This is a genomic window from Vreelandella songnenensis, assembly GCF_003002925.1.
In the GTDB taxonomy this organism is placed as follows: Bacteria; Pseudomonadota; Gammaproteobacteria; order Pseudomonadales; family Halomonadaceae; genus Vreelandella; species Vreelandella songnenensis.
This window is the reverse complement of sequence record NZ_PVTK01000002.1, coordinates 98,285-120,472: the sequence shown is the minus strand read 5'-3', so window position 1 is coordinate 120,472 and position 22,188 is coordinate 98,285. Positions and strand designations below refer to the sequence as shown.

General features: G+C 45.9%; 17 protein-coding genes. 6 read left to right on the top strand and 11 right to left on the bottom strand.

The features are described 5' to 3' along the window. Positions 1–29: 29 nt before the first annotated feature. The 6 genes from B0H98_RS05055 (at position 30) to B0H98_RS05035 (ending at position 3,621) form a co-directional block, all read left to right on the top strand. A complete protein-coding gene (locus B0H98_RS05055; protein ID WP_340162376.1) occupies positions 30–710 on the top strand; it encodes a Crp/Fnr family transcriptional regulator in 681 nt (226 codons plus the stop codon). A gap of 323 nt (positions 711–1,033) precedes the next feature. Continuing rightward, a complete protein-coding gene (locus tag B0H98_RS17160) occupies positions 1,034–1,849 on the top strand; it encodes a tyrosine-type recombinase/integrase (RefSeq protein WP_244182970.1) in 816 nt (271 codons plus the stop codon). Beyond that, a complete protein-coding gene (locus tag B0H98_RS17155) occupies positions 1,846–2,292 on the top strand; it encodes a tyrosine-type recombinase/integrase (RefSeq protein ID WP_244182969.1) in 447 nt (148 codons plus the stop codon). Before B0H98_RS17160 ends, B0H98_RS17155 begins: the two co-directional genes overlap by 4 nt. A 16-nt stretch (positions 2,293–2,308) precedes the next feature. After that, entirely contained in the window at positions 2,309–2,656 is a 348-nt protein-coding gene (locus B0H98_RS05045; protein WP_106373985.1) for a hypothetical protein, read from the top strand. 27 nt (positions 2,657–2,683) lie between these two features. Next, positions 2,684–3,244 carry a hypothetical protein gene (locus B0H98_RS05040; RefSeq protein WP_146130234.1) on the top strand — a complete coding sequence of 187 codons (561 nt, stop codon included), beginning with the start codon at positions 2,684–2,686 and terminating at the stop codon, positions 3,242–3,244. A 5-nt stretch (positions 3,245–3,249) separates the two neighbouring features. Further along, a complete protein-coding gene (locus tag B0H98_RS05035) occupies positions 3,250–3,621 on the top strand; it encodes a hypothetical protein (protein WP_146130233.1) in 372 nt (123 codons plus the stop codon). A 104-nt stretch (positions 3,622–3,725) separates the two neighbouring features. Here B0H98_RS05035 and B0H98_RS05030 read toward each other — a convergent pair whose 3' ends face one another. From B0H98_RS05030 to B0H98_RS04980, 11 genes are all read right to left on the bottom strand, one after another. Next, complete coding sequence (locus B0H98_RS05030) at positions 3,726–5,249, bottom strand: hypothetical protein (protein ID WP_106373982.1); 1,524 nt, start codon at positions 5,247–5,249, stop codon at positions 3,726–3,728. Beyond that, positions 5,249–6,904 carry a hypothetical protein gene (locus B0H98_RS05025; RefSeq protein ID WP_106373981.1) on the bottom strand — a complete coding sequence of 552 codons (1,656 nt, stop codon included), beginning with the start codon at positions 6,902–6,904 and terminating at the stop codon, positions 5,249–5,251. The genes B0H98_RS05030 and B0H98_RS05025 overlap by 1 nt, the downstream gene beginning before the upstream one ends. Before the next feature lie 192 nt (positions 6,905–7,096). Further along, complete coding sequence (locus B0H98_RS05020) at positions 7,097–8,068, bottom strand: restriction endonuclease (protein WP_146130232.1); 972 nt, start codon at positions 8,066–8,068, stop codon at positions 7,097–7,099. A 119-nt stretch (positions 8,069–8,187) separates the two neighbouring features. Beyond that, positions 8,188–11,238, bottom strand: coding sequence for a type III restriction-modification system endonuclease (locus B0H98_RS05015; protein WP_106373979.1), 3,051 nt, complete (start codon positions 11,236–11,238; stop codon positions 8,188–8,190). Further along, entirely contained in the window at positions 11,238–13,187 is a 1,950-nt protein-coding gene (locus tag B0H98_RS05010) for a site-specific DNA-methyltransferase (RefSeq protein WP_106373978.1), read from the bottom strand. The genes B0H98_RS05015 and B0H98_RS05010 overlap by 1 nt, the downstream gene beginning before the upstream one ends. Positions 13,188–13,225: 38 nt before the next feature. Beyond that, a complete protein-coding gene (locus B0H98_RS05005) occupies positions 13,226–13,888 on the bottom strand; it encodes a DUF4391 domain-containing protein (protein ID WP_106373977.1) in 663 nt (220 codons plus the stop codon). An 8-nt stretch (positions 13,889–13,896) separates the two neighbouring features. Further along, complete coding sequence (locus B0H98_RS05000; RefSeq protein ID WP_106373976.1) at positions 13,897–14,496, bottom strand: retron system putative HNH endonuclease; 600 nt, start codon at positions 14,494–14,496, stop codon at positions 13,897–13,899. Beyond that, a complete protein-coding gene (locus B0H98_RS04995) occupies positions 14,489–15,907 on the bottom strand; it encodes an AAA family ATPase (protein ID WP_106373975.1) in 1,419 nt (472 codons plus the stop codon). Before B0H98_RS04995 ends, B0H98_RS05000 begins: the two co-directional genes overlap by 8 nt. Positions 15,908–15,938: 31 nt before the next feature. Then, positions 15,939–19,256, bottom strand: a complete 3,318-nt coding sequence (locus B0H98_RS04990; protein ID WP_106373974.1) for a helicase-related protein — start codon at positions 19,254–19,256, stop codon at positions 15,939–15,941. A gap of 229 nt (positions 19,257–19,485) precedes the next feature. Next, positions 19,486–21,048, bottom strand: a complete 1,563-nt coding sequence (locus tag B0H98_RS17035) for a DUF3987 domain-containing protein (RefSeq protein ID WP_208623582.1) — start codon at positions 21,046–21,048, stop codon at positions 19,486–19,488. Positions 21,049–21,591: 543 nt separating this feature from the next. Next, entirely contained in the window at positions 21,592–22,176 is a 585-nt protein-coding gene (locus tag B0H98_RS04980) for a hypothetical protein (RefSeq protein WP_106373973.1), read from the bottom strand. Between the last annotated feature and the right edge of the window lie 12 nt (positions 22,177–22,188).

Sequence of the window (22,188 nt, the reverse complement as noted above, 5' to 3'; positions counted from 1 at the left end):
ACAACTTTCAGGCCTGCACATCCGAGGAGATCCAAGCGCTTGAGCACTATATAACGCCTATTCGGTCACTCAGAAAATCTGAAGACCTGATACGCGTTGACGATAGCCCAAATGAAGTCAGCATCCTGTTGGAAGGTTGGGCAACCCGCTACAAGGTCACTGACAACGGAAAATATCAGGCGCTCGGGTTTCTGATTCCCGGCGATGCCTGCGATATACATATCACCCTGGTCGACAAGATGGATCACTCCATATGTGCGGTCATCCCCTCCCAGGTCACGTCTATTCCCAAGCACCGTATTCAGGAACTCTACGAGTCCCACCCCAGACTTTCCCGGGCGCTTTTCTGGTCGATGCTGGTAGATGAAGCCACCCTACGCCAATGGCTGGTCAATATCGGTGGCCGGCAGGCAGACCAACGCATGGCGCACCTCTTCTGCGAACTATTGATACGTTCCCGAGCAGCGGGTCTTACCGATGACCACAGCTTCATGCTTCCCATTACCCAGCAGCAGGTAGGTGAAGCCATGGGCATCACACCGGTTCACACCAACCGGGTCATCAGCAAACTTCGCAGTGAAGGGCTCGTTTCCTGGGAGAACCGCTCCGTCACAATACATGATTGGGAAAGGATGAAAGTCTTCAGTGACTTCGATGCCAATTATCTTCATCTGGACAAGGCCTCGCCTAGTTTGGCGAAGGAGCTTTGAGGCTTGTCTTGAATGCACCGGTCTTGGCTCCGGCTTGTCAATATCGTTACCGCCCCTAAATTCGATAGAACTAGTAGGTAACGCAAACGAAAAAAGCCCCTGACGAATCAGGGGCTTTTCGGATAAGTGGCGGAGGGACAGTCCGTATACTACATGTCCCACCGCATCCACAAAGCTCCAGCAAGCACTTGATCCATAATAAAATAACAGTCCATACAGTACAACCTCATCCACTCACATACAACGCAAAACAGAGTGCAAGTATGGGCTGGTGTATGGGCTGAGATATGGTACGCTAAAAACCTACTTCGGAGGTAGCGGCCATGGGCAAACTCACAACAAAAGGCGTTCAAAAGCTTGTCAGGGAATCAAAGCCTGGAATGACTAATGATGGGGATGGGCTGTACCTCAAAATTGGTAAAGGTGGCGGCGCAAGCTGGATTTACCGTTTTCGATGGGCTGGGAAGCTGAGAGATATGGGACTCGGTAGCTTTGCAGATACGCCTCTATCAGAGGCAAGGGATTTAGTTTCTGAGCAACGCAAGCTCGTCAAGCAAGGCATTGACCCACTGGCAGCACGTGAACAGAAAACGGAAATTGAAGCAGGACCTATCACGTTTACCCATTGCGCCGCACGCTATATTCAATCCCACCGAAGCAGCTGGCGAAATGCCAAGCATGCGCGTCAATGGGTAAGCACTCTTAAAACATACGTGCGCCCGGTGATAGGTAATCTCCCCGTAGAAGAGGTCACCACTCAGGATATATTGAAGATCCTCGCGCCTATCTGGACAGTCAAAAATGAAACAGCTAAGCGTGTACAAGGGCGCATTGAAAACATACTAAATTTCGCAGCAGCCCATGAGTATCGTGACCCGGTTAACCCTGCCCGCTGGCGTGGCCACCTCGATAAATTGCTCGCTAAGCCATCGCGAGTGCAAAAGGTGAATCACCACCCTGCTATGCCTTACGAGCAAGTTGCAGCGTTTATGGACTTCATTCAGCGCTACAACAGTATGTCTTCAAAGGCATTGCAATTTCTCATATTGACTGCCACACGCACATCAGAAGTGTTAAATGCTGAATGGCATGAAATCGATCTTGCAAAAAAACTTGGCGGATACCAGCCGAACGCATGAAGGCAAATCGTGAACACAGGGTGCCATTATCTAGCCAAGCCATGGATCTACTCCATAACGTTCCACGCGTTAACGGTAACAACCATATTTTTCCTGGCATGAAGGCTGGCCGACCGCTCTCCAATATGTCACTTTTACAGTTCATGCGGGGGTTGGGCTACGGCACACATGGTGAGCAAGGCAATTATGTACCCCATGGATTTCGTTCTTCCTTCCGTGACTGGACTGGCGAAGTTACTAGCTATCCTCGTGATGTTGCCGAGATGGCCTTGGCACACACTATTGAAAATAAGGTAGAGGCTGCATATAGACGCGGTGACCTGTTCGAAAAACGGCGTGCAATGATGCAGGAATGGGCTGATTTCATAATACCCAAAAGCAAACCAACTTTGCTTAGTTTAGAGCTAAAAAAGCTCAACAAAAACTCGATAACTTTCAATTAGGCACGAGTTAAAAGTCATGTTTTTATTAAACAAACAAGAACCAATACTTTCTTTAAAAAAAGTTATTGCTATACTAGGCTGTGACATTGAAAAACTGATTAAAACAGTAGCCAACAATGATATCCATCTTATAATTTTGCCAGAACAACCAATAGAAATAGGCATTCGCCTCCCTAAAAGCGAGCGTGACTACATGCTTAATCCAATTAAGGAGAACTTTCTTAAGGTCGAACCGGAAGCCCTTGACGGATTTATACCTTCGACTAAAAATAACGAAAAAATACTTCGCACCTTAAACTGGAAAACGTCAAATCCACATTTGGTAGTTTACACCAACTCTAAACAAAATATTATAACAGCATAATCTCCTCATTCATTAGCAGCGAAAAAAGTGCTTCATGAAGAAGAATGTAGTCGCTTTTGCATGTGTGGCATTGTAAGAGAAAGACTTAGTTATATGTTTCAAGAGTTTTATTTCATTAACATTATCTCCCAGAGAACTAAATTAAAAATAGAAGAAATATTTTTTCTTAGCTTTGAAATTGAAAAATTGAAAAATTTTCTTCATGGGGAACTCAAATCTGACTTCAGTGACATTGGTGACTATCAAGCAAATCCATGGTCAAACCAGTTAATAAAAGATATAAATGCGATTCATCACTACCTCCAAAAAAACAATATGATTAACGACACCAAAGATAAAAAAATAGCGCAGAAACTAGTGACAAGTTGGTTAGAGGAAAGATATAAAGAAAAGAAATTAACAGCAAATTGCTTAGAACAAATACCCAAGATTGTTTCTAATTCCTACAGCGAAGCAATAAATTTCGAAACTATTTTGGAAGAAGAAATTAAGAATCTCACTATCACAGAAAAGCTTACGCGTGAGCTATCTGTAAAAAAATCCATAAATGAAAAAATACAAGAAATCGCAAAAAATCAACTGACTTAATTGTTTTGATCGACATTCTTGCCGAAAAAAATTATAAAGGCAAAAAAGAAATGAATGAAATAAAAAGGAATAAAGAATCTAAATATCCACTATATAAGTCTTATATAAGAGCCAGTCTCATTGCGGAGAAGCTGGTGAGTGCTGGAATTGCGAAAGGAGTCTTACAACAAGCTATTTATAGCATCATAAAGCATAAATTTTCGGAAATTGAAGACAGATTGATACCTGTAAAAGGTTATAATTTCTTGCAGATCCTTGGGCTGCTGTCACTCACAATCTTTCGTGATAGTAGCTTTCTCTTTTCATCTAAACAACATAGATATCTTCAGTATAAGGCCTGGGAGTATCTACAAAACCCAAGGCAATTAAAATTTTGATAACATACATGTAAAGATAAAAATTAAAAGCCAGAATTTTCTTGTGATACTTATAACACTTGATAGCGTGCGATATCTAGTTAAAATTCTGGCAGTTATTAATTTCAAAATAGCTGATTATTATTCTTTCCAATCATTTTTTCGTACTCTCTATCTAAATATTCATTAGCAGCATCTATATCTAAAGAGCCAGCTTTGTACAATGAAATGACTTCTTTTGTAGCAACTGTACCAAGCCTTGCCCATGCAAGAATATTCGCGCGCAACATAAATTGAACTACATCTCCTCCAGATTTAATACCTGCATCAACTCCATCTACTAAGCATAGAGTTCCGTGAGATACTAAAAGCATTCTACGAAGTTCAGGAACAGCTGCTGAGGGCACACAGTTTATCCAGTCTTGACGATGATAGAACCGCTGTTTAAAAGCCCAACAAACTCTAGTAAGCAGCTCTGAGATCAGAACAGGTATAGCTAGTGCTACTCCATGGCGAAAGTCATAGCCCTGCTCAAAGACTTTGACGGACACTTTCGCAAAAGAGTCGCGATGTTTACCAAATTCACCAACCTCTAAAAACTGTAATAATGAATAAAAAGGCATGGGAATACCGCTCCCTCTAGATTCGTTACCTCTCGCACCTGAGGAACCTGCAACATCAGAGAGCAGATGACCAAACCAGTTACAAAAACCAGCAAAAATTTTTGCTATGAAATTACCGCCGTTTAATTCAAATGTTTCTGTATCTATAGTTACCAACTTTCCATCGCTAACAAAAGTTGATGTATTATTAAACTGATTAAGAATGGAGAAAAAAAGGCCGATTAAATCAGGTGAATGCGCAAGGCTTTTAACATGATGATTTCCTGGATAAAGATTTTTAACTAAACCATCTGTACCCATCTTACCACTTTTATAAGTGTGGGTTTGGTCGTAGTTAACTTTAAATTTTCCTTCCAAAAAGCCAATAGCACTTGCCGTGGGATCCCGATCAGCCTTTGGCCCTTTCCAGCCAAGTACTTTAGCAAATTGCTTCACTGCGCCGTCGACTGCTTCATCAGTTTTTTTTCCCAATATACCTTGTTTTGGCGTACCTACAAAAACAATATCAATCAGCCCTGCTATCATTCCGCACGTACCAGCTAGCATATAGTCGTACTTATCGCAACTAGCTTTTTTGTAAGTTAATTCATCTTGGATCCTTTTATTTATATCAATTCTCTGAGATTCAGTCATTAAGACCTGAAATGGATCTACATTAAGATCCACATTATTTCTACGTGTATAAGCTTTGATTGAGAAAATATACGAATCCCAATCATCGATATTCCCAACAACACTGTCTAAAGCTGATATTTTATTTTCAAAGTAAATCTTATCCTCATCAACTTTAGTCAGAGAGTCGATGCCAGCTCCCTCTATATGCAATGCTTCATCGAATACAATGCCTTCTGCACTTAACATTGCATCTATTTCAGACTCAAGGTCATCTATTTTATTAAGGTTTTCACTGCGTACTATTTTTAGATCTTTAATACCTGAGCGAATTTCACCAATTTTTTTTTGACTGGCAAGCTGCTGGTGCTTCTGCACCAGCAATGAGTCTGTTATTCTCTTGTCATTCTTCATTACGACATAAAACCCTGCAATTTACCTTTGATAGCACTTTGCGTACTTGAGTAGCCTAACATTTCAAAAACGCCGCCTAACTCTTCTAGCTCTCTAGTATTATCACAACCTATCATTTTCCAGACAGTTTTTTCCTCTATTTGGCCATCACTATTTTCTTCTTTAATAGTTACCTCTTGATAAAAACTCATCACCAAATCAAAATAGCGTTTTTTATCATGTTCTTTAGTTAGTGCTCTTAATCTATTAACATCCAATATCTCTGGAGACTTAAGCCTAGCCTTATGAACTTCTGCTTTTTCTGCTTTGTTATTAATCAATTTTGTAGCTTGAACATATTGCTTAAATTTTTGCCCAAGCTGGTCAAGCCTCTCCTTTGTCACATGCTCAGAAGCAAGAGCTTCTGATAGTTCTTTTGTCAATAAATTAATATCTTCGATTACCATACTAATTGTTTTTTGACTCTGCCGGATTACTTCCTGAAGCATAATTTCTCGTCTTTTATCGCCTTCTTCAACGCCCGTGTTAGATAGATGACGAATACCCTTATATGCAACCACACCTAATATTACAGCGGCTCCTATTCCGGTTGCCATACTGGACAAGCCTAGAACGCCACCCATACCAAGTGTTGCAAGACCTGAGGTCATGCCAGCTGCCGATAATCCCATGACAGAACCAGACAAATACACAGCACCTAGGGGGACACCTATTGCGCCTGCTTTAGCACTCAATTCTTTGACACTTCTGGCAATCGCTTTATCATCATATTTTCGATCAAGTATTTTTCTATCATTTTCAATCGCCATCTGTGCGAGCTCTATCTCTTGATCTCCAATGCTAAATAATTTTTTGTTTTTTTGAAGAAATTCAAATTCTTTTGCTTGACCTTGTGTCAAAGATGAATGAATGCTGAGTAAATCTTTCACTAAAGAAACATGTAATGATTGCTGCATTCCATCAGGAGAATGCTTATTTAAAATATTTACAAGTTCTTCAGTTGAGAGTACATCTTCTGGAGTGGCTATATACAGTCTAACTTCATTGCGTGACTCAGGTTTTAAATTGAGGCGCGTAATCAGTTGAAGTATTTCGGAGAACTCATTTTCATCAACCTCCCCGTCATCATCAAAGGCCATGTTAACTATAACTTTAAGATAAGCTAATTTTAACTCTTCAGACAGATTTTCAATAGGCTCAAGCTGACTTTGCTCTTCATAATTTTCGAAACCTTTAAGCGCGTCATTTAATATTCTAGCAAGTGCTTCAGTATCGACAAGTGCATTGTATTTAAAATCGTGCGCACTTCCATCTTTTTTATTCACTTTTAAAAAGCTGCTCTTTTTCTCTTTACCTTTTGAGTTTTGAGTAATGTTTTCAATATATTCAAAGCTTTCAATGTCCTCAAAAAGCAATTCTATTGGCGACTCAAAAACCTCTTTACACACCAACTTGCTACCACTGACTATAAAACCTTCTTTAGCGCTACGAAGTGTAGTATTATCAAGAATAGCAATAATTGTTGAAGGATCACCATTATACTTAAAAGCATTGACTGCATTGCTAAGCTTTTTCTCGGGTATATCTGGCGTTAACCATACCTTACCCTTCATTTTAGCAAACTCTTCCTTAAGATATTGATTCACGCCTGACATACAAAACTCCTGAAAAAAAGATAAAAATTGATATTAAATTTTATTTTGGATAAAGTCTAGCAAATTTTATCGAGGACGACTCTGAACAAGTATGCCCATTAGGAAAGCTGAAATTAAAAGCGAAATATATTTTTCCAAAAGCACCTACGCTCATACACTAACCTAAATCTAGAAGAGGGAGCTAAGCCTTCCCTACACTAGCACTGGCGCATCAGAAAGCCCTAGACGGCTTCTGGTCGTTAACTTCAAGCGATGAGCTTGCTCAAAGAGCCAGTCCACAAACTCGTTTCCATCCATCACCTGCACATCATGACTTTCTGCGTAAGTCTTTGTTTGCTCTTCAATGAGTGCTGAGGTGATGAGCCAGCGCAGTGCGCCCTCTTCTTCAATGGCCGCTAGCTGCTTAATTCCATGGGCATCTGTTGTGCCCTGATGGTGCTTAACCTGAAGCAAGAGCTTTGTCTGGATGAAACGATCCTGCCGATACGCTTCAATGTCAGCATCTGCTATACCTGCATAGTGACACTTACTAGGGCGATGAACGCTATAACCCTCTAACTCCAATAGCTCCATAACCAACCGCTCAAAGCCCTCTCCACCACTTGCTAAGTAGGTGCCACCCTTTTGGATACGCTTGAGTAGTTCGCTTTTCGCCTCAGCTACTAAGTCATTGTTTTGTGCTTCGTAGTGGCTGCTAATGCTGCTATGCCCACCTTTTTCGAGCGTAGAATAAAGACGTTCTAGCTCATCGGAGAACTCGTCCAGTGGTGCAATCGCCATGCGAATTTTTAGACGGGTTTCGAGTGCGTTAGAGAGATCATTTCGAGGAACGCGCTTAAGACTACCATCCGGATTACGCAGAAATTCAGCCCCTACAAGATTTTCACCATAATGCACATCCTGGCTGAAGCTTTTCTGTCCCGTAGCTCGGGCAAGCAAGATCGCACGATTTACTGGCACTACAAGCAGGTCACCTTGCTCAATATTGAAAAATCGGCGGATTTGGTTTTCTTTTCGACCAATCTCTATATTTTGCTCGCAAAACGCGCCCATTAAGTCATCAGCGCTAGCATGACCAGAAAAATTCATCTGGGACCAGCCGTAGCCAACCTGATGCTGATGACTTAATACTGCAGGGCTGCGCACCAATATTACTCGACTCACAGTGACCACCTTGTGGTAAAAACAATACTGAATTAGTTTTTAGTTAAACTTAATAGACTAATAAAGTACAGCTTTCACAACCAAGAATAGTGAAATCATTGAGCCATCTCAGTACTGCATCATCTCACCAAATCCAACAATTTGTCGTAGGAATCCACCACATCGTATTTCACCTGGGCAGTGGCAATGGTATCGAAGAACTCGGCAGCGCATTTGATCTTGGCTTCTTCCACCTTACGTAATTCCATAGATGACATGCTGCCCTTGGTCTCTGCAATAAAGTAGACATGCTTGACATCATTTTCATGGAAGGCAATCGCCCAGTCTGGGTTGTAATTGCCCACTGGTGTCGGGATGAAGAAGCTCTTAGGCAGCTTGGCGTATACCACGACCTCTTTGCGTGTCTCCATATCTTCCACAAAGTCACGCTCAATCCCTGAGTCAGTCACCACATAATCGTAAATGTGCCTTTTGGCTTTGAAGGCGGTATCCAGCCGGTTTTCAGGCTTCTCGATGGTGAAGATGTCTTGGCTATGGGTCTCATTGAGCGGGTCGTAGCTGATGTGCTCGACCACCATGGTCGCCTTCTGCTCATTGATAAGGCGCACGGCCTGCATCATGAAGTCTTCTGGGTTCATGGCGTACTGTTTGAAGGTACTCGCCTTAACCTTAGAAAGCATCGCAGCAATGGTACGGCGCGTTAGCTTTGTACCATCTGCTAATCGACCAATCAGATCATACGTAACTGCTGAATGCACTGAGCCTTGGTATTTTTGGTTATCTCTTTCTTTGACCGTAAAACCTTCGCCACGCTTGAGGTCTTCATAGCTGGCATCCACATTCTGCTCGCCGCGCTCGATTTTGTATTCAAGGCGCTTCACCTGGAGCTTTAAGTCCAGATAACCGACGCATTTTTGAATCAGCTCATCTGAGTCAAAGCGTACCGAATACGCCGCTTTGCGATTTATCTTCTCCCACAACGCCTGAAACTCCTGCTTATTGAAGTTATCGTTGCGGGGATTGAGTTTGGTGCGACGGCCATCGTCGATGTGCGGCAATTGAGCATTGCTGAAAACGCTATCGATCAGCTGACCAATCTGTGCCTCATAAGGCTTCAGTGAATCCGGCAACTCCGCTAGCACGCCTTTTTCTTTAGCCTGGTGATAGGTATCGGTGATGTGGTCATCGTTATCGGTGTAATCATGTTTGAGCAAATAACGATATATATCCTTCGCCATCGCAGCCGTTACTTCAGTCTCTTCTCCGGCATCGTTCACCAGCAGTTTACCCTTGAAGTAATTCTCATCAGCCTTACGGGGCCGTTCAGAAAGGTTGGCGGCAATATCTTTCTGCAGCGCGGTGACGAAATCCTTGTAGCTTTCGCTGGCGATTACAGTCAGCCCGTTGATGTCGTGAACGGTCATGGGGTCATCCATACGCTCACCCAGCTGATTAACCGCCAAACGCAGCCCACGCCCGACCTCTTGGCGGCGTGAGATGGTGTTATCGCTGTGCTTTAACGTGCAGATAACAAATACGTTAGGGTTGTCCCAGCCTTCTCGCAGCGCTGAGTGCGAGAAAATAAAGCGCGTTGGCTCCTTGAAGGAAAGCAGCCGCTCCTTGTCTTTCAGGATAAGGTCATACGCATCGACATCATCCGTCTCGTTTGAGCGCGCCTTCGTTTTGGGGTCTACCAGCCGCTTGGACTTCTTGTCGATAGAGAAGTAGCCGTTGTGTGTTTTCTCGGTGGCAATTCCTTTCAGATAGCGATGGTAGTCACTGTCTTCAAGCGTCATCACCTCGTTGAGTTCACGCTTGTACTCCTCTTCAAACATCTGAGCGTACTCGCCAGCTACCTCACCACTGTCGTCATACTGGCGGTACTTGGCCACTTCATCGATAAAGAACAGCGTTAAAACCTTGATGCCTTGAGAAAAGAGCTGCTGCTCTTTCTTGAAATGGGCTTTGATCGCCTCGCGAATTTGTATCTGCCGCAATACCTTTTCAGAGATATCAGCGGTGATATCACCCACCGTTAGTTCAACGCCGTTGGTAAAGCTGAGCTGGTCAACCCTGGCATCAATGTCAGAGACCACAAAGCCTTGGTACTGGGCTAACCCACCCGACAGCTCATAAAGGTTGTCACCCAGCCGCAGCTTGCGACGCTTACGCCGAATACCGCTTGCCCCTTTTTCTTCGTACTCCACTACCGCAACGGGTGGTTTGCTGCGGGAGGTTTCGATATTTTCAAGGTACAGATAGGCATCCGTGCCGGTTAAGCCACGGGTAGTGATGCCATGCACTGATATTTTTTTAACCAGTTTTTGGTTGTAGGCATCCAGCGCATCCAGCCGGTGGATTTTGTTGTAGGTCGTTTTGTGTGTGGCTGAGTAGCGCACAATAAACAGAGGGTTAAACTCGCTCAGCGAGCCAAGCGTTTTGCCGCCCTCCATCTTCTGCGGTTCATCAAGGAATAGAATGGGTCGATTAGCCTTGATGACATCGATAGGCCTACGAGATTGAAAATCATCTAGCTCGTCGTATATCCGCCGATTATCGGCACCACGGGAGTTAAACGCCTGGACGTTGATGACCATCACGTTAATGCCCGCATTAGAGGAAAAATCCTCTATTTGGTGCAGCTGCTTTGAGTTGTAGATAAAAAATCGTGCTTTCTTGCCATAGGCTTCTTGGAAGTGGTCTGCCGTGATTTGCAGCGACTTATATACACCCTCACGAATGGCAATGCTGGGTACGACAATGATGAACTTGCCCCAGCCGTATTTTTCATACAGCTCGAACATGCTCTTCAAGTAAACGTAGGTTTTGCCGGTGCCGGTCTCCATCTCAACATCAAGGTTAATGGAACAACCAGTTTTATCATCCTTGGCCAGTGCGTCTGAAACGGGCAAATTCTGGCGCTGCTGCACCGCTTTTATATTGCCCAGTAGCTCCATTTCAGAAAGCTCAACATCTGCGTTTCGAAAGCCTGCATCAGCCTCTTGCGGCGATGCATAAAGGTCACGCTGCATGGGGGTAGAAAGCGTGCTTACCCTACCTGGGTCAATTTGATAAGTTACCCCACGGCTTGGCGGCTGGCCTTTGAAGCAGGCCACTACGGAGTCAACGGCTCGGGTCTGATACGCCTGAGTTTTAAATTGGAGCTTCATCAAATCACCTTCACATCTGTGTTGGGTGACTTCTGAGCAAATACCTGTTCAACATTGATTTTGACGCCGTCGTTAGCAAAGCCCGCGTCGCGGAAAACGGCTCGTAGCGGCTCGTAATCAGCCAGCTGCTTGACGAAGGCCTCATCGATATCCAGATCAAAGCAGGCGGCTAACGCCATATGCTTGTCGCTACCATCCACGAAGTAAACCGTTTTACCCGCAATGTCTTTTTGCTCTATCGAGAGGCTGAGATCAACGCCCCAGTCCAGTAATACCTGAAACAGCAGGTCTTCTGGGGTGCGGTCTGGGCGGATATTATCGGCAGTATCAGACAGCATATCCTGCCGCAGCTCGCCGGGTTGGTAGTAAACTTCTTGCAAATTGGAGCTATCTACCTTCAATACTCTAAAGCCAATGTCCTTACCCCAATTTGAATTAAAATCTGACTCAAGAATTTTTTCACCCGCTCGTCGAATCCTTTCCCTACCAAGCTCAGCAATGTTTTCACAGCCGGCTTTTTCTGCTTTAGAGCCTATTTGAACTTTCTCTGGCAGCTGCACCATCACAAATCGCCTATCACCCCCATCGTTCGCATTAACATTCATTATTGAATGCGCCAAAGTAGATGAACCACTAAAAAAATCCATGACTAAAGAATCTTTATGGCTGCCAATTTGAACCAGTCTTTCCAAAAGATATGGAGATTTTGGAAAGTCCATGACTGCTGACCCGAAAAGATCTTTAACCGACTTCCTTCCGTAGTCGTTGGTAAATTCTTTATCTATCCACAGCGACTTAACTAAGCTTTTAGCTTTTTCACCATCCGTACCGAGCAAATAATCTTTCCTAAAAATCCTCCACTCGGAAGAGTAAGGAACAGCGCACAATAAGCTACTTTCCTTTCTCACTTTATCCTTACCCCACGTCCAACATGTTTTTATACCATCAGGCGCATCTGGCCAAACTTCGATACTGTACTTATCATCTTTTATAAGAGATACGGACTCTGATTGGGGGTCTACATAAATAGGGTAATATAGATTTGGCCTAGTTTCGGGATTAAAAGATTGATTACGATTTCTTAGCCCTAACAATCGGTAGGGACCATTTTCATCTTTCTTATTGTACTCATCTTCCATTCGCCCTTCTTTTTCTACTCCATGAATGGCATTTGTGTTAATTGTATCTTTAACGAAAACAACTATAGACTCATGAGTACTGGCAACATAACGATCAAGATGTCGACCTCTAGGGTTTAGCTGAACAGCCAATTGTGCAACGAAATTTTGCTCCCCGAAGACTTCGGACATGATTTTTATTATATTGCTTGACTCATTATCATCAATACTTACAAAAACAGCTCCATCCTCGGAAAGCAGATTCCGCGCCAACTTAATTCTCGAATACATCATTGAAAGCCAGTCTGAATGAAATCTCCCGTTTGAAGCTAAATTAGCAACAAGCCGCTCATTCTCCTCATTAACTTGCACTGACCTCAAAAAATAATCTTCTTTTCGCTCTGAAAAATCATCAGAGTATATAAAGTCATTTCCCGTATTATAAGGCGGGTCAATGTAAATCATCTTAACCTTACCAAGATACGTTTCCTGAAGTAGCTTTAACGCCTCAAGATTATCACCCTCGATAAATAGGTTTTTAGTGCTATCAAAATCAACACTTTCTTCCCGGCAAGGACGTAGCGTTTTAGCTATCGGCGCATTCGCTGCCAGCAAGGCGTCTCGCTTACCGGGCCAATTCAAGTGGTAACGCTCTTGAGGGCCTTCAACGATATGATCAGATAGCTCTTGGCGCAGCTGATCGAAGTCGATTGCTTGCTTTACCTTGCCATGCTCATCACGCGCTTCCGTCACGCAGCTAGGGAAGAGTTCTGCCAGCTTGGCGATGTTGCCCTCTGTTAGGTTGGGCGAATGCATTTTGAGCTTATCCATGGTGATTTCTTTCTCCTGGCCTGCTAGGCGCTTGACCCCTAGTGGGCAATATATTCGGTAATCTGTTTTCGTATTCCGCGAAGCTCGGCATTCAGCTCGACTTTGCGGTTAAATTGTTTCGTGCTGCGTAACCGTTTCTCTAATTTTTCAGCCTGCTTTTCTAAGGCGCTGGCAGCACTGAAGCGTGCTAGCTGCTCTTCCAAACGCTCACCACCACGCTTAGGCACGGGTATCAGCTTACTCAGCCACTGGTGGTAGAGTGCCTGCAGATGAATAGCGGGTGGTAGTGGATGGCGCTCTGCATCCTTTGCATGCCAACCCCTACTAAGATAGCTATCGTCCGTTACCCATTTGTTGGCATCCGCCTGGCTTGGGCATTTGTAGGCCGCTTTAACACACACGCCGTTTGGGCCTTGCAGCTCAAATACAATGGGAAACGGGATAGCATGGTCTATGGCGCTCAACACATCATCGTGGAGTGCTTCACCTTTCAGGGTGACCACAAACACCTGCAGCTCAGGCACATCCTTCGTGCTGGGTATATTCAGTGTGCTGGGGGCTATTTTGGCATGCCAAGTGATCTGCTCTACTTCATCACGAAAACGCTCACGCAGCTTGTTGCTTCCCTTGGTGTGAGCAAGCACCTTCTGCTTGGCTACCACGCGATCTAAGCGGGTTTTATCTGGGTAGTGATAGAACATGACCGACGTTACCGGAGCAGTGTGGCGAGTAGGTATCGATACGGCGCACTGCCAATAAACTGGTCTATCGCTTCTGGGTGTGCTTTCGCCACTACCTCAAATTGTTCAATCCATTTTTTTCTGTCACGTACAAGCTCGGCGTGCCTGTTTAACCCCAACATATCGCGCGTCTGCGTCACTTTGTGTCGCTGTGCCCGGTTCAATCCCGTCAGTGGTTGGATAGAACCGTCTTCGGTGCTTAGGGTCCAGTGATCATTACAGCCCTGCCCTGGTGGTATGGGTAACACTTTTGCTTGTTTGCTATGCCCACAGGTGTTGTACGTGGAACAGCTATGAGCAAAGTTGGTGTACTCGAAACAAAGCGTTGGCTGAGCATTTGGCCCACCTTTGGGCACTATATGCTCAATATGCCCCTCTTCATCACTCAGCCAAGCCTCGCAGTAAACGCAGCGCCCTTGCTGCAAAAGGTTAAGGGCCGAGCGTATTTCGTACTTGATAGCCTGAAACTGCTGATTCTCTTTAAAGTCTATTACCTGCAAGCCAGGGTGCTGCTGCTTGAACTCTGTCAGGACATGAGGTTCTGTGTTGCCATGCTGTAGTTCAACCATCGTTACGGCTCTTTTTCAGGTCTGCCAAAAAGCGCCAAGTGTGAAGCTCTGCTTCAGTAAATTCGTAGCCCATTGCCGTGAGGGTTTGCATAGCTTGCTGCGCTTCTGGCGTTTGCTCTTTGCCTGCACGAATCAGCTGCTCGGTTTGCGCCACCAGTTCTTTAATGTTGTCGATGGCGGGAGTGGGCGTTACCCCCATGACATACGAAAGCGCATCCCCTGACGAATGCCCTAACGGGCTGAAATCTGGCATCACGACATCAAACTGGCCGTCCTCTTCGTGAATCACGCGCAGATTTTCCCGCGCCACGGTTGTGATCACTTGGGGGCTATGGGTAGTTACCACAAATTGAATAGAGGGAAACGATGTTTGTAATGCCTGCAAAATCCGCTGTTGCCAGCGAGGATGCAGGTGCATATCTACCTCATCGATCAACACAACGCCGGTTGTTTTCGACGGAGCCTCCGACCCTAGATGTGGGTTCAGGCGAATACAGCGGTAGGCTAAGTCTCCTACCATTGCTAAAACACTCCGTATGCCGTCGCTTAGTTGGTCGACCGATAAGTAACCTGCATTATCGTGATTGAGAATCAGGGTTTCGCCATCTTCCAGGCTATATTCCAATGTATGCCAGCCGGTGGTCGGCTTAAGAATAGCGTCGATAGCATGCTGAACAGCTTCAATGCGTTCATGAGCGCGGATTCGGTCAGCTGATGTTGCCGACTTACGCTCATTCGTGTTGGTACGACTTTTCCAAGCCCAGATAAACCAGTCACGAAAATATTTGAACGATGAGGCCGGGTCCATACAGTGGCGGTAGGCAAAAGTGCGCACGTAGAAGTCGTCTTTCTCAGACTGCTTTTCTGAGCGACGATCTGCTTCTGATAGTAGGCGCTTCTGCATCCACAAGCGCCCAGTGCCGTAATAACCAAAAACGGGTAAGGGAGAAGCATCTTCTGGCTTGCGCACCGTTTCCTGTAGCGCTTTGGCCCACTTCTCCAACTGTTTGGTATCACCATCCCCTCTCGTTTTGGTGCGATTAGCTTCACTTTCACGAAAACGAAGCCAGTGTGACGCTGGCATGGTGTTGCCGCACTCGACTGAACAAAGCTCGCCCCAATCGGCTTCCATTTCGATAATGGTAGGCAACTGACGCTTCATCCCCACGCTGCTCTCCATCACACGGCGCACGTCTGCGACTGAAATACCGTTTTGCGGGTCGCTGTATCCTGAAGCCTTTGCCAGATCAAAACTGCTGATGAAGGGCCATAGCCCAACGCGTAACGCATCTAGCAGGGTGGATTTCCCCTGACCGTTCTCCGCCACAATCACCGTCATTTGGGGGTGCAAAGACAGGCTCACTGACGCAAAGCAGCGGTAGTTCCTGACATCAACTTTGTTCAGTTTCATCCTTCCCCCAGTTAACCGCAGCGATATCGTTTTAATATGCTTGATGCGCTGCGTCGCGGATCACCACGAACGCCATCAACTCAAAATCGCTAAGTCCTTGTATGGTATCGACTAAGGCAGTAGTTGTCCCGCCTCCGAACAAACTATCTACCTCTCGCTCTTCCTTAGCAGCCACCATAGAGCGGATAGCTTGATCCAGCAGTGCTGAATAAACGCTCATATCACGGCCATCCTGGGTTTCCTGATTGAATGGACGGTAAGCAGACTCTACGGCGCCAGAATACCCTTTGCAGGCCGTGCGCGCTAAATCTAGCAGGCGTTTGACCTCAGTGTAATCGTTCAGTACCTCGCCATCATTGCCAATATAAACCAGGTAGTAAGGATGTAAGCGGTTCTGTTGCTGAAGTTCGCTTTCTGCTTTGTGGCCGGAGTTCGTGAGGTGTCGCAACAGAAAAATCACACCAGGAAACAGGCCTTTGTCAGGCTGTGCCGGTGCAACGCTATGCAATCCATTGGGCAGACGGCTTAAATCACCGTGCTCTTTGATATAGCCCAGCAGATCCATACGGAACTCGTTCAGGCCCAGATCTGTAATAGAGACGCCGGACTTCAAATCTTCCATCTCGACGACTTCGTCTTGAAGGCGGCGCAGCTGCTCCCGCCGATAGGCAACATCGTTGGCCTGGGCATTGAGTACATTGTCGTCCCCCGTCGCGGTGACATCGGCAATCACCATGCGGTTCTCTACCCGCTCTTTTAGGTTGATGTACTCATCTAAACTGATGTCCGGCCAGTAGTTAACTAGCTGAATAGTCTCGTTAAGAGAGCCGATACGGTCAATTCGCCCGAAACGCTGAATAATGCGCACCGGGTTCCAGTGAATGTCGTAGTTAATGAGGGTGTCGCAGTCCTGTAGGTTCTGGCCTTCTGAGATGCAGTCTGTCGCGATCAGGATATCAATTTCACGCGGCTCGTTCGGAAACACCTGCGCTTTGCTTTTGGAGTGCGGCGAAAACAGAGTGAGTAAACCTTGGAAATCGTGATGGCGGCGGCTATCGGGCATATTACCTAGTGTAGAAACCGGGGCATCGCTACCAGTCACTAGCGCAGTGTGAAGGCCATGCGCTTCTAATAACGTCGGGGACAACTGTTGGTAGAGGTACTTGGCCGTATCCGCGAAGGCGGTAAAGATGAGAATTTTCTTATTGCCTGGGTTGATAGGTGCCGCGATTTTGTCAGTAATATAACGGCCTAGATGCTGCAGCTTGGTATCTTCTTCAGGCGTGACTTTTGCCATTTGTTCTAACAGCAATTCGATCCACACCAAGTCGTTGTTAAGATCATGCTCCCACGAGGGTAAATCCATGTCTTTCAAGCTGATCTGTATCTTCTTGCCCACCGTGCTGTCGTCAGGCATGGGGATGTCATCATCCTCAGGATCAGCGTTCTCATAAGCCGCTGCAATATCAGCAAAATGTAGCGTGCTGCCGTTTTGCTTGAAGGCTTCGATTTTATCTAGAATCGTCTGATGACTATTTTGCAGCGCTTGTAACGTCAGTCGAAAGGAAGCCACCGAGCTTTCTAGCCGCTTCAACAAATTAGTTGTCATCAAGGCTTGCAAGCTCTTTTCCCTATCAGCCTGCTTGAAACTCCCTCCACCACTTGACACCTGAGTGTCATACATCGCTTCGTACTTCTTCAAACGGCTGGGCAGGATATAGCTAATAGGCGCATAAACAGCGAGTCTAAGCTGTGACAAATGTTGGAAAATCTCATTGAAATCAAGGACACTTTTACGTTCAGTTAATGGGCAATTAAATGACAGAGGCTTTCGACGTTTAGGAAAACTGCCTATCTCGCTGGTGTCGTAGAAGGTTTCAATATGCCGCCGTGACCGCGCAATGGTGACACTGTCCAGCAGTTCAAAGAAATCAAAATCCAGCGACTTGAGGATAGCGCTAGTAGTGCGCTTTTCAGGAGGCAGAGACGACCAGTGATTAAAAGCGGCCTGAGCACGCCTAAACACAACATCAATATCCTGGGTGCCACTGAGGTGACGCGTCAGGTTTTCTGATTCACCTTCGTAAGCGAGGGCCAGCTGATTCTTCAAGTCGTTGAAGCGATTATTGACTGGCGTCGCGGACAGCATCAGCACCTTGGTTTTCACACCAGCGCGAATGACCTGGTTCATCAGCTTTTGGTAACGCGTTTCCCGGTCTTTATAGATGTCGTTGTTGCGAAAATTATGTGACTCGTCGATCACCACAAGGTCGTAATTGCCCCAGTTGACACGATCTAGCGGCATGCCTAGAGATTCGCCACTGGTGCGCTGCAAGTCTGTGTGGCAAAGCACATCGTAATTAAGCCGGTCTTGAGCAAGTACGTTGGTGGTCAGGTTGCGGTTATAGGTCAGCCAGTTATCGGCTAGCTTTTTCGGGCATAGTACCAGCACGGCACGATTGCGCAGCTCGTAGTATTTTATCACCGCCAATGCCGTGAAGGTTTTACCAAGCCCAACGCTATCGGCCAGGATACAGCCGTTGTAGGTCTCTAGCTTATTGATAATGCCAGTGGCTGCATCCCGCTGAAAATTGAAGAGCTTCTGCCACACCACCGTATCTTGGTAGCCCGTGCGGTCATTGGGTAAAACGTCTTCGCTGATGTCTTCCAGGTACTCGTGAAAGATGTGGTAAAGCATCAAAAAGTAAATGCGCTCGGGCGAGTTCTCTCGATACACGGTTTCGATATGCTCGCAAAGCGCGGCGGTCACATCCTCCAGCTTCTCTTCATCTTCCCAGAGCTGGTCAAACAGCGCCATAAATTGTGTGGTATGTGCTGGGTCACTGAACCGCGTGACAAAGTTGGAAATGGCATTGCCTTGCTGGTAACCAAGATCGACAGCGGTAAAGCCTTGCAACGGCATATAAACCGTATTAGCGGTATCGGAAAGCACACCCGCGAAAGGCTGCATGGCAGCCTGCCCACGATTAGAACGGAAGTTAGCTTTGCGGCGTATCCAGCTGGCACACTCGCGGGCAATGGCCCTTTGATTCAGCTGATTCTTGAGCTGTATTTCGAATTCGCTACCATGAAGGCTGCGCTCACGTTCGGCCTTAGGGATAAAAAACTCACGGTGAGCTTTTCGCAGCGAGTCGGTGGCCTCACTAGGCACGAAGGTAGGCGACGTGAAAATGAAGTCGAGAGACTCAACCTTTTCTAGTTCTTTTTTTAGGGCTTCAAAGGCATAGATGGAGAAGCAGGACGCCGCTATTTTGAGCTTGGCTCCAGGCTGCAGAGTGTCTTTCAGATCATCGCCTAACAGCCGGTTGATATTGTCGATGATCTCCATGCGCTTGTCTCCTACCACTCCTTGGCCGTAAACCGTGCCAAGCGTGCTGTTAAATGGTGTGGCTTGCTAGCGTATATCAACGCAAGCGGTTAATGAAGCATTCTTCACTTTCTCAAACCGCCACTTTCCCCACTTAATTAAGGCCTGAGATTACATTGCACGTGAATAGCCTTTTATACCCCGTACAAAAACAAAAACCCCCGAGCCTTATGGCCCAGGGGATTCTGTGTTATGAGCTTACTACTGACATCAGCAAAGCCTGATCATCTTGATAGTTCGGATAAAGATCGATAATGGCTTTATTGGCGAACACTGCCATTCTAATTTCACCGTTGTTTTGCATAGTGGTCTGCAGGATGTTTAATTTACCTGCGTCACGTAATGCATTTGGGCAATATTTCCTAACATGGTTTTTACGCAAATAGCGATAACCTTCGGCTCTCTTTTGGTTAAACCAGTCTTGTAGTGATAGGTAATCTCGCTGCTCTTCTGAAGGTGCCCGAAATAGGCGAACAAATTCATTAGAGAACCAGAAACAGAGCAGTATTGCATCGTTTAATGTGGCTAATGAAACCTCCCCTTTTAGACCAAATTCGGCGCAGTGCAGAAGCACTGCCATTCTGGCAATATTATCCGCTAGCTTAGATGCATGATCTCCAAAGCCCTCAAAGCGGCCACCGAAACATATTTCACGCTCAATTTCATTGGCCATCACAAACCATCGGCCTTTTGCGTCATTAGAGAAGCGAATGACACAACGCTCGAAGTCGGGCACTTTTCCAGCTTCAATGTTGCGCTGAAACAGATCCTTCACTAAAGCATCATATTCATAGTTGGGTGCTTTGATTATCTGTTTAACAGATCGCATGCCCTGTGTCGTAATTGGGTAAGCAATATGTGTCCTTGCGAAAAAGCCTATGCCTCGTGCGTTTTCTCCTCCTTTTGCGACAAATCGCTGCATCACACTCGGCTGTGCCTGTATGTAAAGCGTAGTACGTGGGTTGACCACACAACTATTACTCGTTTTACGATCCACTCGCACAGGCTCGCCACCCCAAAGCGAATTCCATAGCGATAACTTTTGAGCTGCATGACCCGATAAAATTTTCTCCCCTTCACTTGAGCGTAATATTGTGGATTTGACGGCTTCCCGATCAAAAAGATCAATAGCTGCCGCTGTTGTCACATTGCTAAGCGTACGAATACCCAATCTGGGCGGGTGAGTCGGCTTGTGTTTTTCATGCTCGTACAGCTCCTCAATCGCCGTATCACTGCAATGTTTAGTAACGCCTTTTTTCAGCTCATGCAAAAATACATATGCTGTCGCCATGCAGGTTAGATCATACACTGCAGCACGCTCTGCATCTGATGGCCTCCCTTTCTCCGGCATCGGTGTATCCGAAGGCCATTCAAAGTCATCTTCGTGAAATGCAGTGTTCAACTTCTTCACAGCATCAAGTATTGCTTTGAAAGCATCATCTTCTGCAGCTTGATTTGGAATTTTGTTGATTTCGTTGATATCGAGAGTGTCGCCCCATGATTTCAGCAATACTATTAACGAAGCATAACAGTGCAGCGCTTGCCTTCCTGCGTACCCAAAAAGCCACATTTGGCGAGTTGATCTGCTGGTGTACTGAATCGCGGAGAAGCCTCCAGCATCTAAATTGAACCCTTCTCGATCGCCGAGCAGTCGAAACTGGGGGCCATAGGTTTTCGTGATCGAGTCAATATCTGTTGCTCTTTCAGGAACAACACCATCAAATAATTTACGTACAATGTTTGTCGTTTCCACCATCTCTCCTATGGCATATAACAGTTATTAGACGGCGTGTTTTATGATTGAATGAGTATGCTGGCACTTTTTCCAGTAAATACAACCTTCCATATTCTCCCAAGCCTATGACCCTTTGGGCTATTAATTTCCATTAGGCAATATAGCCAAAATTCCGCTCCTGCTGCATTCCCAAGCATGTCCGATTGGGGTCGATAGTACATATGTACGAGTATTCCAATTTCGGCCAAGAGCGGTCTTTTAGGCAACACTCTGATAGAACGCTGAAGCTCAGCCGCGCGGTTTTGCTGTGTCGGCTGAATCGCTTTGTTGTGCCTTCGACATAAAGGAGGGGAAACCGTTTTGAACGCCATCTGCCGCAGGCTTTATAAGCCATTCGCGGCAAAGGTGATTCCGAGCGTTATGGTTTCTGTACTCCTTTACAACCGTCATGCACAGCAGCGGATCTCCAGCCCATCTATGCCAGACGACGAAGACGCCGTTCACCCGCTTTGTTTTCGACAAAAACTCATAGAGGATTGCTTCTATTTCCTCCTCGACATGTCACCCTTCTTCCTCTGCGTCATATTCAGTACTAATCGCGATGCATATAACGCCCGGACTTGTCCGCGGTAGCTGCTCCTTTGCCTTTTTCAGCGCGTTCCTCATTGAGCGGGAGTGTTTTATCGGTCCCGCGCGGCGCGCCTTCACCTCAACAGCAACAAGTTGACCATCTACATTCGCTCGCAAGTCGTAGTCTTCTCCCTTGACGCCAGTGGGACGGATAAATTGGATCGGATAACCGTTCTGCACCAGCAGGGCTGCAGCGTGCAGCTCAAAGAAGACTGGCTCAAACTCGCGACGCGACAAGTCCGCCAAGAGTTGCTCGAACCCCGGTGTGTCCCTTAGGAGAAACAGCATGTGCCCGAGTCGAAAAAAGTTAAGGTAATTGTCGAGCGCTAGTACCTCTTCTTTCATACTCTGGTCAAACGGAGGGGCACGGCGGCCTCCAAGGGCGCCGTTCTTCCGGTACCAGTCCAATCCTAAGGTTTGCTCGATGATGTACCCAGACATCACGTGCCATTGATATCCGTAGCCGCGCTTCTTGAAGGCGTCTTCTATTTTTCCCAAGTAAGTCAGATTTATCACTTTCCGCCTGCT

What these genes read in the sequence shown, in the direction of transcription:
- B0H98_RS04995 (WP_106373975.1), bottom strand. Translation starts at nt 15,907, where the DNA reads ATGAAACTGAACAAAGTTGATGTCAGGAACTACCGCTGCTTTGCGTCA.
- B0H98_RS05000 (WP_106373976.1), bottom strand. Translation starts at nt 14,496, where the DNA reads ATGGTTGAACTACAGCATGGCAACACAGAACCTCATGTCCTGACAGAG.
- B0H98_RS05030 (WP_106373982.1), bottom strand. Translation starts at nt 5,249, where the DNA reads ATGAAGAATGACAAGAGAATAACAGACTCATTGCTGGTGCAGAAGCAC.
- B0H98_RS05010 (WP_106373978.1), bottom strand. Translation starts at nt 13,187, where the DNA reads ATGGATAAGCTCAAAATGCATTCGCCCAACCTAACAGAGGGCAACATC.
- B0H98_RS17160 (WP_244182970.1), top strand. Translation starts at nt 1,034, where the DNA reads ATGGGCAAACTCACAACAAAAGGCGTTCAAAAGCTTGTCAGGGAATCA.
- B0H98_RS17155 (WP_244182969.1), top strand. Translation starts at nt 1,846, where the DNA reads ATGAAGGCAAATCGTGAACACAGGGTGCCATTATCTAGCCAAGCCATG.
- B0H98_RS05015 (WP_106373979.1), bottom strand. Translation starts at nt 11,238, where the DNA reads ATGAAGCTCCAATTTAAAACTCAGGCGTATCAGACCCGAGCCGTTGAC.
- B0H98_RS05025 (WP_106373981.1), bottom strand. Translation starts at nt 6,904, where the DNA reads ATGTCAGGCGTGAATCAATATCTTAAGGAAGAGTTTGCTAAAATGAAG.
- B0H98_RS05045 (WP_106373985.1), top strand. Translation starts at nt 2,309, where the DNA reads ATGTTTTTATTAAACAAACAAGAACCAATACTTTCTTTAAAAAAAGTT.
- B0H98_RS05005 (WP_106373977.1), bottom strand. Translation starts at nt 13,888, where the DNA reads ATGTTCTATCACTACCCAGATAAAACCCGCTTAGATCGCGTGGTAGCC.
- B0H98_RS04990 (WP_106373974.1), bottom strand. Translation starts at nt 19,256, where the DNA reads ATGGAGATCATCGACAATATCAACCGGCTGTTAGGCGATGATCTGAAA.